A 13,449-nucleotide genomic window follows, 5' to 3' on the forward strand; every position below is an offset into this window, starting at 1 on the left:
TTATTCTCCATCCTGGTCGAACATTTGCGCAAAATCGTCGCTCGCGCCATCTTCGTCTTCGATATCGTCGCCGTCGTCGTTGGCCGACAGTTGTTCCAGCGACTGGTCGTCATCATCCCACTTGCGCGGATTCTTGTGCAGGAAGGCGGTGATGATGGCCTGGCGCGCCAGGTCCGGCATGCTCTGGCCGATCGCCTCGTACATGCGGGCCGCCTCGTCGCCCTTGCAGGAGGCCATCGCAAACACGCGCGCGGCGTCGCCGAACTCGTAGTCTTCCGCCTCGGCCAGCAAGCCTTTCGGATTGTTGAACTCGATGTGGTCGACCAGCGCGAAGGCCAGCATGTTGACGTCTTCGATGCCGCCGCCGTCGGCGTATTCGCCCACCAGCGCGTCAACCATGCGCTGGTAGTTCTTGCGGTCCGGCGGATCGCCGAGGATGCCTTCGATCTGGCCTTCCAGTTCGCGCGATTGATAGGCAAACTCTGGGTGTACTTTTCTCATTACGAATCTCTTCTTAATCTTTTCTAAACACAGGGACTTACGCGGCCGGCAACGTGGTGCCGTGCAGCGCGAACACCGAACGCCACAACTGATAGGCTTCCGCCTCCGCGTCGATGATGATGCGGTGGTTCAGGCTCTGGTTGTATTCCTCGCGCTTGGCCGGGTCCGACAAAACCTCGTAGGCCTTGGTCACGGCCTTGAAGCGCGCATCGGCACCGGGCGCGGGATTACGGTCAGGGTGGAAACGCATGGCCAGCGAACGATAGACCTTTTTGATCTCATCTTCGGTGGCGTTCGGCGCGATACCCAGTGTGTTGTAATAATTTTCCATTTTGGAAACTCCGGGCTATGTTGCGCTGCAAATCAATCGCAAATTAATCGATCATTATACCGTGCCGCCGTATCCCCACTGGCAATACGGTAAAATGCAGCAACATAGAACTTTTGCACAGCCAACTTTCAGATGAGCAACGATAAAAACAGCCCAGCGCCAGCACTACCATCCAATTTCCTGCGCGCCATCGTCGAGAACGACCTCGCGGCCGGTACCCACGTCCGCGACGGCATGCCCAGCGTCATCACCCGCTTCCCGCCTGAGCCGAACGGCTACCTGCACGTCGGCCACGCCAAGTCCATCTGCCTGAATTTTGGGCTGGCGCGCGATTATCAAGGCCGCTGCAACCTGCGTTTCGACGACACCAACCCGGCCAAGGAAGAGCAAGAGTACGTCGACACCATCATCGACAGCGTGAAATGGCTGGGCTTTGACTACGACTATCCAAAAGCCGACGGCTCGGTCGAGCACCACCTGCACTACGCCTCGGACTACTTCGAGCAGCTGTACCAGATGGCCGAATGGCTGATCGAGCAAGGCTACGCCTACGTCGACAGCCAGTCGGCCGAAGACATGGCGGCCAACCGCGGCAACTTCAGCACGCCGGGCACCAATTCGCCGTTCCGCAACCGTCCGGCGGCCGAATCGCTGCAACTGTTCCGCGACATGAAGGCCGGCAAATACGCCGACGGCGAACACATCCTGCGCGCCAGGATCAGCGAAGACGCCATGTCGTCGCCGAACATGAATATGCGCGACCCGGCCATCTACCGTATCCGCCACGCGCACCACGTGCGCACCGGCGACGCCTGGTGCATCTACCCGATGTACGACTACACGCACCCGATTTCGGACGCGCTGGAAAACATCACCCATTCGATCTGCACGCTGGAATTCCAGGACCACCGCCCGTTCTACGACTGGCTGCTGGAAACCCTGTCGAAAGGCGGTTTCTTCAAGCTGCCGGTGCCGCGCCAGTACGAATTCTCGCGCCTGAACCTGACCTACGTGGTCACCTCCAAGCGCAAGCTGCGCCAGCTGGTGGAAGAGAAGATCGTCGACGGCTGGGACGACCCGCGCATGCCAACCATCGTCGGCCTGCGCCGCCGTGGCTACACCCCGGAAGCGATCAAGCTGTTCTGCGAGCGCATCGGCGTCACCAAGGCCGACGGCTGGATCGACATGAGCACGCTGGAAGGCTGCGTGCGCGAAGACCTCGATCCGAAAGCGCCGCGCGCCACCGCCGTGCTGCGTCCGCTGAAACTGATCGTCGACAACTACCCTGAAGGCCAGACCGAAGAATGCACCTCGCCGGTCCACCCGCACCACCCGGAAATGGGCGTGCGCACCTTCCCGTTCTCGCGCGAGCTGTGGATCGAGGAAGAAGACTTCATGGAAACGCCGAGCAAGGGCTACTTCCGCTACTACCCGCCGATCGGCGAGAATCCGGGCAGCCGCGTGCGCCTGCGCCACGGCTTCGTGACCGAGTGCGTCGGCTACGACAAGGATGAAAACGGCAAGGTCATCGCGGTGCACGTGAAGTACTTCGAGGATTCCAAGTCGGGCACGCCGGGCTCGGACAACTACAAGGTCAAGGGCAACATCCACTGGGTGTCGGCCGCTGCCGCACTGGAAGCCGAAGTGCGCCTGTACGACCGCCTGTTCACCGACGCCCAGCCGGACGCCGGCGGCAAGGACTTCCTCTCGCTGCTGAACCCGAACGCCAAGGAAGTGGTGAAAGCCTACCTCGAACCGGGCATGAGCGCGGCGCAAGCCGACCAGCGCTACCAGTTCGAACGCCACGGCTACTTCGTGGCCGACCGCGTCGACTCGCAACCAGGCAAGCCGGTGTTCAACCGCATCGTCACCCTGAAGGACAGCTGGGGCCCGGCCAAGTAAGCCTGCCCTGCTCCACTGAAAACGGCACCCCGGCGGTGCCGTTTTTTTTTTGCCGTTTTTTGTTAACACTCCGTATAGGACAAGTGTCATTTCAGCAAAATTACTTGACTAGACAAACTAATATTTCCTATAGTCAAAAAACTATTGGCTGCTTCAAAGGGGGCGCGGTGGCGGCATTTCTCGGAGCAAAACAGCTGATCTCCCGCGCGCGCCCGGTGCTGTCGGCGGGCGTGCTGCTGTCGCTCGGCATCGGCGGCGTGTTTTACTGGGCCGCCAGCCAGACCATCGAATACGACGCCGGCGAGCGCTTCCTGCACCAGGCCCAGAACGCGCAGTACAACATCAACTCGCGCATCAACGCCTACACCGACGTGCTGCGCGGCGCCGCCAGCTACTTCCACGCGGCCGGACAGGTGGACCGCGCCAGCTTCCACCGCTATGTCAGCGGCCTCGACATCGAACACCAGTTCCCGGCGCTCGACAACATCAACTACGCCCAGTACGTGACGGCCGCCAGCCGCGCCGCCTTCGAGCGCAGCCTGCGCGCCGGCCCCGCCGAGACCGCGCTCGGCTATCCCGAGCGCCCCGCGCTGTCGCCGCCCGAGCCGCGCGCCGAATACTGGGTGCTGACCATGATCGAACCGCTGGCCGAGTTCCGCGAAAAAATCGGCCGCGACATCGGCTTCCGCGCGCCGGTGGCGCGCGCACTGGCGCAGGGCCGCGACCACGGCAGCCTGAGCGCGTCCGGCACGCCGATCGACAGCGTGCACCAGCCGGCCGGCGCCGGGCTGGCGCTGCGCCTGCCGGTGTACCGCAACGGGCTGCCGCTGACCACGGCGGAGGAGCGGCGCGACGCCTGCATCGGCTCGGTGGGCATCGGCTTCAGCGTGCCGCGCCTGGTGCAAGCGGCGCTGGAGCAAATCCAGGTACGCGACGCCCGGCTGGTGCTGTACGACAGCGGCGACACCCACGGCAACACGCAGCAACCGCAACAGCAGCCGGTGCGCCTGTTCGACAGCCAGCCACACGGCCCGGCGCTGCGCCCCGGCGACCTGTTCAACGTGGTGCTGCCGATCGATTTCAACGGCCGCCACTGGAACGCCTACTTCAGCGCGCCCAAGGCCAGCTGGTACAGCCGCTTCGACACCTGGCTGCCGTGGCTGGCGATGGGCTGCGGCTTCACCGGCTCGCTGCTGTTCTTCCTGCTGTTCCACACCCTGTCCTCGTCGCGCATGCGGGCCGTGAAGATGGCCAAGGAAATGACGCGCGAGCTGCGCAACAGCCAGGCGCGCCTGCAGCAGTCGCACCTCCGGCTGCGCCGCCTGGCCGCGCACGCGGACCAGATCAAGGAACAGGAGCGCAAGCGCATCGCGCGCGAGATCCATGACGACCTCGGCCAGAACCTGCTGGTGCTGCGCATCGACGTCGACATGCTGTGCACGCGCACCCGCCACCGCCATCCGCGCCTGCACGCGCGCGCCCAGCACATGCTGGGCCAGATCGACCGCACCATCAAGAGCGTGCGCCACATCATCAACGACCTGCGTCCGACCGTGCTGGACCTGGGCCTGAACGCGGCGGTGGAATGGCAGATCGCCCAGTTCCGCCAGCGCTCCGGCATGGTGTGCGAGCTGGTCGAGCACCAGCCCGACATCCGCATCGACGACCATTGCGCCACCGCTTTCTTCCGCGTGCTGCAGGAATCGCTGAGCAATATCCTGCAGCACGCCAACGCCAGCCTGGTGCGGGTCGACCTGCGCCAGGACGACGGCATGCTGAGCATGACCATCAGCGACAACGGCGTCGGCCTGCCCCACGCCAGCCGCCACAAGGCCGGCTCGTTCGGCCTGGTCGGCATCGAGGAGCGTATCAGCCTGCTGGGTGGCCGCTGCGCCATCACCAGCAGCCCCAACGGCGGCACCACGGTGGCCATCGCCGTGCCGCTCAGCAAGCGCGCCGCGCCGGCAACCGACGACCAGCTGGACTTCGCCGTCTAATTTTTCCTTCCAAACATTGATTAACATCAAGGAACAGATGTCTCCTGTGGGCAAAATCAAGCCGTTCGCTGCTTTTTTTCAACCCGCATCAATAACGAAAGGAACATCCGATGAATGCTCACGACATGCACGCCATCGCCGCCCTCGACCTGGAGCCGATCAAAGTCAAGCTGATGCATCAAGAATCCGGCGAAGGCTGGACGCTGGAACGCGCCAACGCGGTCGAGTTCGAATACCGCCGCTTCCTGATCCTGATGAAAAAATTCCCGAACGAGCAAACCGCGCCGCTGGTCGATGTCGATACCTTCTGGCACTACCACATCCTCGACACCATGAAATACGCCGCCGATTGCGACGCCGTGTTCGGCCACTTCCTGCACCACTTCCCCTACATCGGCCTGCGCGGCGAGGATGACGAAGCGGCCCACATCCGCGTCGGCCTGCGCATGAAAGAGCTGTACGAAGACACCTTCGGCGAAGACTATGTGCGGGCAACGGCCGCCAACGCCGATACCGCCCACTCCGGCGTGGCGGCGCCGTCGTATGCCCATTCGGGCGTGGTCGGCGCCCAGTTCGCACACTCCGGCGCGGTCGGCGCGAAAGTGGCGCATTCCGGCGTGGTCGGCGCAAAGGTCGCGCATTCCGGCGTGGTGGGGGCCAAGGTGGCGCATTCCGGCGTGGTAGGCGCGCAGTTGGCGCACTCCGGCGTGGCCGCCAGCTTTGCGCACTCGGGCGTGATCGGCGCCGGCGCGCTCATCGCCGCGCAACAGCCGGGCTTTTACCAGCAGCGGCCTCGCCTGGCGGCATAAAAAAACGGCAGCCTGCTCAAAAAAGTGGCATACTTGACGACCTGAGCACAAGATGGGAGTTCATCATGGCCGTCAATACCGTCGCCTCCAGCAGCAGTACCGCCGTCCAGCAAGCCATTCCGGCGCGCCAGCCCGAGCAGGTCAAGCCGGTGGACAAGCCGGCCGAACGCGTCGAGCAGCCAGCACCACCGCCACCGCCGCAAGCGGCCAGCGCACCGACCGTCAACACCAGCGGCCAGCGCATCGGCACCACCATCAGCACAACGGCCTGAACCGGGCCGGCTAACAAAAACGGCGCGTCACCTTGCGGTGCGCGCCGTTTTTCATTGGGGCCTGCAAAATTACGAAGCCATCATTTCGCGCAGTTCGCGAATGCTGAAGTCGCTGATCTCGTGCATGCGGATCAGGATGGTGGCGCCGATCGGCAGCGTGTTGTGGCGGATCTTGGAGATGACCGGCGGGGCCACTTCCAGCGCGCGCGACAGCGCTGCATCGTTTTTCAGTTGCAGTTTTTCAATGATCGCGTCCAGCACGCGGTTCGGGTTGTAGGTCGGCGACGCGGTGATTTCTTTGAGGGACATGATAGTAAGTAGGTTCACTGCCGTTCTTGGAAAAAAAACGACACATAGCCATATGAGTGAGAATTGGATAGATTCTAACCCTATTTTTTATGCTATGGAACTTTTTTGTTGTAAAAAAAAGTATCAAACCATGTAAAGATCAGCTGGAACGGCGCACGCCGGCGGCCAGGAAACACCATTCAACCGCCATCAAAGCGGCCAGTTGGGCGATCGAGCCTGGGAAGAACAAGGTGGAGGAAGAGAAGTGGTCGGGATGATCAACGCTGTAGTGCCAACCCAGCTGGCGCCGGATTTCTTCCGGCATGGGAGGCGGACGGTGACAAAACTCACGCTGCCGCTGATGCATGTAGGCGCGGACTTGCTCCTTGGTGGGCTGCAAACTGGCTACCATGCGCGCACTCCTTAGTGGAAGATGGCTTAGGCTATCTTATCACGCGACGACTTTCTTGATCTCCATCAAACGGATCGTCTTATAAGTTTGTCACATAAATCCGACGCCAGCATTGCAATATATTAACTTTTGTTGTTTCTTTACGTATCTTTACATAGCAAGGCGCTCGCCACGGTTGGATAGCGCAGGCGCACGCCCAATTCCCGCTTGATGCGCTCGTTGCGCAGGCGGCGCGACTCCGACATGAAGGACAGCAAGGCCGGCGATACCACTTGCCGCAGTTCATCGCGCGGCAGGCGCGGCGGGCGCGGCAGGTCGTGGGCGTCGGCCACCGCGTCGAAGTATTCGGCCATCTTCATCTCGCTGTCGTCGACCGCGTGATAAATGCGATTAGGCAGCGCCCGGAACAGCGCGCGCGCAATGATGGCGGCCAGGTCGTCGGCATGGATGTGGTTGGTGTACACGTCATCGGCCTCGGCCAGCGCCGGCGTACCTTCGCGCAAGCGCTTGAGCGGCAGGCGGTCGGCCGCGTAAATGCCCGGCACCCGCAGGATGGACAAGGCCGCCCCGCTGCCCCCCGCCCAGCGCCGCAGCACGCTTTCGGCATCGACCCGGCGCAGCGCGCGCGGGTTGCGCGGCGCCACCGGGCGGCTCTCGTCGAAGCGGGCGCCGCCACAGTCGCCGTAAACGCCGGTGGTGCTGACATAAACCAAGCGCCCTTGCTCGGGTAAAATGGCGGTCAAATTGCGCGTGCGGCGGTCCAGCGCGCCTTCGGCAGGCGGCGGCGCCAAATGCACCACCCACGGCGCCAGCCCGGCCAGGCGGCGCAGACTGGCGGGATGATCGAGATCGGCCACCAGCGGCACGGCGCCGGCGGCGCGCAGTTCGGCGCGTCGCTGCGGCTGGCTGGTGGTGGCAAACACGCGGAAATGCGGGGTCAGCAGCGGCAGCAGGCGCATGCCGACATCGCCGCAGCCGACGATCAGCACACGCGGCTTAGAGAATTTGTGAATTTTGAAGTTTTTCATCAGAAAGATTGTATGACGTTTCAGATAACTGTACAGCCTAGCGGCCACCAATTCAGCTGCGAGGAAGACGAAACCATCCTGGCCGCTGCCATGCGCGCCGGCGTCGGCCTGCCTTATGGCTGCAAAAACGGCGCTTGCAGCTCCTGCAAGGCCAAGGTGGTTTCCGGTTCGGTCAGCCACAAGGCGCACCAGGAACGTGCCCTGACCAAGGACGAAGAAGCGGCCGGCTACTCGCTGCTGTGCTGCGCCACCACCAAGGGCGACCTGGTGATCGAGGCGCGCGAAGTGGCGGGCAGCGATGATTACCCGATCCGCAAGATGCCGTCGCGCGTGTCGACGCTGGAAAAAGTGGCCTCGGACGTGATCGTCATGACGCTGCAATTGCCGGCCAACGAAACGCTGAAATTCCGCGCCGGCCAGTATATCGAATTCATGCTGAAAGACGGCAAGCGCCGCAGCTACAGTATCGCCACCGCGCCGGACCAGAACGCACCGCTGGCCCTGCACATCCGCCACATGCCGGGCGGCCTGTTCACCGACCAGGTATTCAGCACCATGAAGGAACGCGACATCCTGCGCTTCGAAGGCCCGATGGGCACCTTCTTCGTGCGCGACGACAGCGACAAGCCGATGGTGTTGCTGGCCTCCGGCACCGGCTTCGCGCCGATCAAGGCCATCGTCGACCATCTGCGTGCGACCGGCTCGCAACGCCAGATGACCCTGTACTGGGGCGGCCGCCGTCCGCAAGACCTGTACATGGATGCGCTGTGCCGCGAGTGGGCCGCCACCCTGCCGAACTTCAAGTACGTGCCGGTGCTGTCCAACCTGCTGCCGGAAGACCACTGGGCCGGCCGTACCGGCTTCGTGCACCAGGCCGTGATGGCCGACCTGCCCGACCTGTCCGGCCACCAGGTGTACGCCTGCGGCGCGCCGATCATGGTGGAGTCGGCGAAAAAAGATTTCGTCGCCCAGTGCGCCTTGCCGGAGGAAGAGTTCTACGCGGACGCCTTCACCACCGAAGCCGATATCAACGCCTAACCGATCCATCCCGTTGCGCCTTGCGGGATGCAGCGTCCCGCAAGGCGCTGCATCCCGAAAGTAACAATGTCAGTCAGTTCTTCCAACGGTTTCAGCGTCCTGCGCCACCGTAACTTCACGCTCTACCTCTCCGCCCGTACCCTCGCCACGCTGGCCGTGCAAATGCAAAATGTCGCCATCGGCTGGCAGGTGTACTCGATGACCCACAACCTGTTCGACCTCGGCCTGATCGGCCTGGCGCAGTTCCTGCCGTTCCTCGCTCTGATCCTGATCGCCGGCCACGCCGCCGACCGCTACGACCGCCGCACCCTGATCACGCTGGCGCTCGGCGCGCAGCTGCTGTGCGGGCTGGCCTTGCTGGGCTTCACCTACACCGGATTGAGCGCCGTGTGGCCGGTGTTCGCGGTGCTGGTGTTGTACGGCAGCGCGCGCGCCTTCATGGGACCGGCCACCCAAGCGATTCTGGTCAACCTGGTGCCGCAGGAAAGCTTCAGCAAAGCGGTGGCCCTGAGCTCGTCGAGCTTCCACGTGGCCGTCATCCTGGGCCCGACGCTGGGCGGCCTGTTCTACCTGGCCGGACCGAAAACGGTTTATATGATTTCCTCGGCGCTGCTGCTGGCGGCGGTGGTGATGATGTCGCTGGTGAAATCGGTCAAGCAGCCAAGCGCCAGCGGGCCGGCCTCGTGGCACACGGTGCTGGAAGGCTTGCGTTTCGTGTGGTCGAAAAAAATCGTGCTGGGCGCGATCTCGCTCGACCTGTTCGCGGTGCTGTTCGGCGGCGCCACCGCGCTGCTGCCGGCGCTGGCGCATGACGTGCTGCACATCGGCCCGAGCGGCCTCGGCGCGCTGCGCACCGCGCCCGGCATCGGCGCGGCCTTGTGCTCGATCGCACTGGCCTTCTTCCCGATCACGCGCCGCGTCGGCGCCTGGATGCTGGGCGGCGTGGCGGTGTTCGGCGTGTGCACTATCGTGCTCGGCGCCACCACCAGCTTCATGGTGGCGCTGGTCGCCCTGTTCCTGATGGGCGCCGGCGACATGATCAGCGTCTACGTGCGCCACCTGCTGGTGCAGTACGAAACGCCGGATGAAATTCGCGGCCGCGTGAGCGCGGTCAACTCGGTGTTCATCGGCGCCTCCAACGAGCTGGGCGAATTTGAATCGGGCATCACCGCCGGCTGGCTGGGCCTGACGCGCGCGGTGCTGTTCGGCGGCGCCGCCACGCTCGGCGTGGTGGGTGCCTGGACCGTGCTGTTCCCGGTACTATCGCGCATGGACCGTTTCCCGCACGAGGATAAAAAATGAACTTGCGCCTGCCCGGCATCATCCACAGCCGCCCACACCTGAGCACGGCGATTCTGCTGGGCGTCGCGGCCTATCCCCTGCTGCCGGACGCATGGCCGCTGCTGACGCGCGGACTGGCGTGCTGGGATATCCTCGTATGGACCTACCTCGCCACGATGGCGTGGATGATGGTGCAGGCCGACCACCACGACATCAAGCGCGCCGCCTGCCGGCAGGACGAACGCGGGCCGGTGATCCTGGCGGTGCTGTCGCTGGCGGTGATGGTGAGCCTGGCGGCCATCGTCTCGCAGCTGGCGAGCGGCAAGGCCGGCGGCGACCTGGTCGAGCACTACGCGCTGGCCGTGCTGACCCTGATCGGCTCGTGGTTCATGGTGGGCGTGATGTTCTGTTCGCACTACGCCCACCTGTACTACATCGACGACAGCGACGACAAGCCGCTCGGCTTCCCCGACAGCGACCTGGTGCCGAACTACTGGGACTTCCTGTACTTCTCGTTCACCATCAGCGTGGCGGTGCAGACCTCGGACGTCACCGTGCGCTGCCGCAGCCTGCGGCAAGTGGTGCTGGGCCAGTCGGTGCTGTGCTTCTTCTACAACCTCGCCATCCTCGGCCTCTCCATCAACATCGCCGCCTCCCTGCTCAACGGCTGAACTTGCAGAATAGAATTTAACGTGCACTTAAGGCGGGAAGGAGTAAGATGGTTACGCAGTTCAACAACAGGAGCAAGCGTATGCAAATCCAAATCAATACCGACAAGACCATCGAGCGTCATTCTGGCCTCGACGAGCACGTACACACTGTCGTGAGCACTGCCCTCCACCGCTTCGGCGAGCAAATCACCCGCGTCGAAGTCCATCTCAGCGACAACCTGGGCCAGAAGTCGGCCGATGGCGATAACCGCTGCCTGATGGAAGCACGCCTTACCGGACTTCAACCGATCGCGGTCAGCGACCATGCCGCCACCCTGCATCAGGCCATCTCCGGCGCCACCGATAAACTGAAACGTGCAGTCGATAGCGCGGTCGGCAAGCTGCACGACCACAAGCGGCATGCCGCCGGCGTGGCCGCCGCCTCGGCCGCCGTGGTGGCCGACCAGGACGACGAGTAACACCGCAGCGGGGGCTAGCGCCGTGTTAGCTCCCGCAAGTATTTCAAGCCCTGCAGCGAACGGCTGCCATACCACGACATCATCTCCCCATCCACCAGCAGCACCGGCTTGCCGATCTGGCGTTCCAGCACGTCCGCATGGGCTTCGGTGAAGCGGTACGGCTCGCTCGACAGCAGCACGCCGTCGATGCCATCGATCAGCTGCTGCGACCAGCGGAATTCCGGATAGCGCGACTCGCCCAGATCCGGCACCTGCCAGCCGATTTCTTCCAGCATGCGCGCGATGTAGGTGTCCTGCGAAATGCTCATCCACGGATCCTGCCAGATGCAGTACAACATGGTTTGCGGCGGCCCTTTCGGCGCGGCCTGCAGCAGCGCGTACTCGGCCTCGAACGCCGCGCACCAGTCGGCCGCCTGCTGCTCGCGGCAGAACACGCCGCCCATCAGGCGCGCCAATGCCACGTTGTCGTAAGGCCGCAAAGGATGGGTAACCACCAAGTTGGGCACGAACTCGGCCAGCGCGTCGGCGGTCGGCTTTTCATTTTCATCGATGTTGAGCACCACGTGGGTCGGCGCCAGCTTGCGGATTTTTTCCAGGTTGACGTCCTTGGTGCCGCCCACCTTGGGAATGTCCTGCACCACGTCCCACGGATGGATGCAAAAACCGGTGCGCCCCACCACTTGCGACGCCAGGCCGAGATCGCACAGCAGCTCGGTAATCGACGGCACCAGCGAGACGATGCGCGCGTTCGGATCCGGCTGGTGTTCCGTGCCCAGCGCGTCAAGGTAAGCCATGTTGTATCCAGTTAAGTTTTGATGTCGATATTGAAGCACTCCTGACGGCATTCGTGCAACAATATGGCTCATCCAGAACCTGTACTAACCATTTTTGCATGAAACAGATTAGCACCTTCGGCTCATCCAGCTACCAGATCAGCGATTTGCAACTGCTGCGCAATTCCGACGATGATGCCGCCGTCGCCCACATGCTGGCGCACTGCCCCATCATGCAACTGGAAGCCGACGAAGCCGTCAACGAATCGAGCCGCGCACGCCTGTACATCCTGCTGCGCGGCGCGCTGTCGGTCACCAACGACACCCGCACCGGCATGGCCGATGGCACCATCAGCAAGATCCTGCCGGGCGAGAGCGTGGGCGAGCAATCGGTGCTGGATGAGGAAACCAACCTGGCCCACATCGTCGCGCTGGAGCAGAGCGAAGTGCTGGTGATCGAGGCCGACCTGGTATGGCAGTTGATCGATGAATCGAATGTGCTGGCGCGTAACCTGCTGCGCCTGCTGTCGTTCCGCATCCGCGCCGCCAACGCGCAGTTGCGCCGGCGCCAGAAGCTGGGCGAATTCTACCGCCAGTTGTCGATGATCGACGGCCTGACCAATCTGTACAACCGCGCCTGGCTGAACGATCTGCTGCCGACGATGGTAGCCACCGCGCACGGCTCCGGCGCGCCGCTGTCGCTGATCATGATCGACCTCGACCACTTCAAGCAATTCAACGACAGCCACGGCCACCTGGCCGGCGACGAAGCGCTGCGCGCGGCCGCGCAAGTGCTGAGCGGCGCGCTGCGCCCGACCGACTTCGCGGTGCGCTACGGCGGCGAGGAAATGATGGTGCTGCTGCCCGACACCAGCGACAAGGTGGCCATGTCGGTGGCCGAGCGTCTGTGCGAGCGCATGCGGCAGGCCAAGGTGTTCGGCGACATGCGCCAGCCGCTGCCGCATATCACCGCCTCGTTCGGCGTGGCGGCCCTGCAGCCGCAGCAAAGCGAACACGAGCTGATCGCCACGGCAGACGCCGCCCTCTACCGCGCCAAGGAAAACGGCCGCAATCAGGTTGCGGCCTGAGCCTCTGCTTCCTGTGCCTTGGGCTGGTGGGCTGCGATGAAATCGGCAAAGCCCTGCTGCACCAGGTCGTAGGTCTTGTCGATGTTGCTGGCGATGTCGCCATTCAGCACCTTCAAGCCCTGCAGTACGTCGCGCGCTTCCTTGAAGCCCTGGTCCACGCCCTTTTTCAGGGTATCGATGAAGTTATTCAGCGTTTCGGTCTCATCCTCGCCGGAATGCTGCTGCTTATAGGCTTCGTAAAATGCGGTGGACAGCGATACAATGCGGCCAGCCGTGCCTTCCGGCGTATTGTCTTGCGACACCGCGTTCTGGATGGCGTTATCGCCGAAATCGTTCTTGAGCGCCTCGTTGATGCCGGTCAGCGCGGTTTTCAGCACCAGCGACAACGGTTCATTGGAAGAATTTAGCGAAACCGTCAAGGAAGCTTGTACGATAGAAGCATTAAGCTCCGCCTTGGCGCGGGCGGCGGGCGACAGCGTGCTGTCATCCCTGGATTGCACCGGCGTCGCGGTATTGCCCGACGTCGCGGAAACGGGAGTAGCCATAATATTGCTCCTCATTGAACACGCTGGAATTATCGGCAGAATTTAAAATAACTGT

16 protein-coding genes are annotated in these 13,449 nt (G+C 63.1%); 9 read left to right on the forward strand and 7 right to left on the reverse strand.

What is annotated here, in order from left to right:
• Entirely contained in the window at nucleotides 1-501 is a 501-nt protein-coding gene (locus BMZ70_RS19260; protein WP_092278411.1) for a hypothetical protein, read from the reverse strand.
• A 37-nt stretch (nucleotides 502-538) separates the two neighbouring features.
• Nucleotides 539-832, reverse strand: a complete 294-nt coding sequence (locus BMZ70_RS19265; protein WP_092278413.1) for a DnaJ domain-containing protein — start codon at nucleotides 830-832, stop codon at nucleotides 539-541.
• Nucleotides 833-964: 132 nt separating this feature from the next.
• Here BMZ70_RS19265 and BMZ70_RS19270 point away from each other — a divergent pair, with 132 nt between their 5' ends.
• From BMZ70_RS19270 to BMZ70_RS19285, 4 genes are all read left to right on the forward strand, one after another.
• A complete protein-coding gene (locus tag BMZ70_RS19270) occupies nucleotides 965-2,734 on the forward strand; it encodes a glutamine--tRNA ligase/YqeY domain fusion protein (RefSeq protein ID WP_092278415.1) in 1,770 nt (589 codons plus the stop codon).
• A 167-nt stretch (nucleotides 2,735-2,901) separates the two neighbouring features.
• Nucleotides 2,902-4,731, forward strand: a complete 1,830-nt coding sequence (locus BMZ70_RS19275; protein WP_092278417.1) for a sensor histidine kinase — start codon at nucleotides 2,902-2,904, stop codon at nucleotides 4,729-4,731.
• A 110-nt stretch (nucleotides 4,732-4,841) separates the two neighbouring features.
• Nucleotides 4,842-5,540, forward strand: coding sequence for a glycine-rich domain-containing protein (locus tag BMZ70_RS19280; RefSeq protein ID WP_092278419.1), 699 nt, complete (start codon nucleotides 4,842-4,844; stop codon nucleotides 5,538-5,540).
• 65 nt (nucleotides 5,541-5,605) lie between these two features.
• On the forward strand, nucleotides 5,606-5,812 hold the full coding sequence (locus BMZ70_RS19285; protein ID WP_092278421.1) for a hypothetical protein: 207 nt from the start codon (nucleotides 5,606-5,608) through the stop codon (nucleotides 5,810-5,812).
• A 69-nt stretch (nucleotides 5,813-5,881) separates the two neighbouring features.
• On the opposite strand, the gene BMZ70_RS19290 is transcribed toward BMZ70_RS19285, so the two are convergent.
• The 3 genes from BMZ70_RS19290 to BMZ70_RS19300 form a co-directional block, all read right to left on the reverse strand.
• A complete protein-coding gene (locus BMZ70_RS19290; RefSeq protein ID WP_092278423.1) occupies nucleotides 5,882-6,121 on the reverse strand; it encodes a hypothetical protein in 240 nt (79 codons plus the stop codon).
• 139 nt (nucleotides 6,122-6,260) lie between these two features.
• Nucleotides 6,261-6,512 (reverse strand): hypothetical protein, encoded by a 252-nt coding sequence (locus BMZ70_RS19295; protein ID WP_092278425.1) that lies wholly within the window; start codon nucleotides 6,510-6,512, stop codon nucleotides 6,261-6,263.
• Between the two features lie 140 nt (nucleotides 6,513-6,652).
• Complete coding sequence (locus tag BMZ70_RS19300; RefSeq protein WP_092278427.1) at nucleotides 6,653-7,540, reverse strand: SDR family oxidoreductase; 888 nt, start codon at nucleotides 7,538-7,540, stop codon at nucleotides 6,653-6,655.
• 12 nt (nucleotides 7,541-7,552) lie between these two features.
• On the opposite strand from BMZ70_RS19300, the gene BMZ70_RS19305 reads away from it, so the two are divergent.
• The 4 genes from BMZ70_RS19305 (at nucleotide 7,553) to BMZ70_RS19320 (ending at nucleotide 10,988) form a co-directional block, all read left to right on the forward strand.
• Complete coding sequence (locus BMZ70_RS19305) at nucleotides 7,553-8,578, forward strand: CDP-6-deoxy-delta-3,4-glucoseen reductase (protein ID WP_092278429.1); 1,026 nt, start codon at nucleotides 7,553-7,555, stop codon at nucleotides 8,576-8,578.
• A 66-nt stretch (nucleotides 8,579-8,644) separates the two neighbouring features.
• Entirely contained in the window at nucleotides 8,645-9,880 is a 1,236-nt protein-coding gene (locus tag BMZ70_RS19310) for an MFS transporter (protein ID WP_092278431.1), read from the forward strand.
• Nucleotides 9,877-10,530 carry a DUF1345 domain-containing protein gene (locus BMZ70_RS19315; protein WP_092278433.1) on the forward strand — a complete coding sequence of 218 codons (654 nt, stop codon included), beginning with the start codon at nucleotides 9,877-9,879 and terminating at the stop codon, nucleotides 10,528-10,530. Before BMZ70_RS19310 ends, BMZ70_RS19315 begins: the two co-directional genes overlap by 4 nt.
• 80 nt (nucleotides 10,531-10,610) lie before the next feature.
• Nucleotides 10,611-10,988 carry an HPF/RaiA family ribosome-associated protein gene (locus BMZ70_RS19320; RefSeq protein WP_092278435.1) on the forward strand — a complete coding sequence of 126 codons (378 nt, stop codon included), beginning with the start codon at nucleotides 10,611-10,613 and terminating at the stop codon, nucleotides 10,986-10,988.
• Nucleotides 10,989-11,002: 14 nt separating this feature from the next.
• Here the strand turns inward: BMZ70_RS19320 and BMZ70_RS19325 are convergent, their stop codons facing one another.
• Entirely contained in the window at nucleotides 11,003-11,782 is a 780-nt protein-coding gene (locus BMZ70_RS19325) for a helical backbone metal receptor (protein WP_092278436.1), read from the reverse strand.
• A 98-nt stretch (nucleotides 11,783-11,880) separates the two neighbouring features.
• Between BMZ70_RS19325 and BMZ70_RS19330 the strand changes: the two genes are divergently transcribed.
• Nucleotides 11,881-12,849: a GGDEF domain-containing protein gene (locus BMZ70_RS19330; protein ID WP_092278438.1), complete on the forward strand. Its 969-nt coding sequence runs from the start codon at nucleotides 11,881-11,883 to the stop codon at nucleotides 12,847-12,849.
• Here BMZ70_RS19330 and BMZ70_RS19335 read toward each other — a convergent pair.
• Entirely contained in the window at nucleotides 12,834-13,394 is a 561-nt protein-coding gene (locus BMZ70_RS19335) for a DUF5610 domain-containing protein (protein ID WP_092278440.1), read from the reverse strand. The genes BMZ70_RS19330 and BMZ70_RS19335 overlap by 16 nt on opposite strands.
• Nucleotides 13,395-13,449 lie beyond the last annotated feature (55 nt).

The sequence above is a fragment of the Duganella sp. CF402 genome (genome assembly GCF_900109645.1).
Taxonomy (GTDB): domain Bacteria; phylum Pseudomonadota; class Gammaproteobacteria; order Burkholderiales; family Burkholderiaceae_D; genus Rugamonas.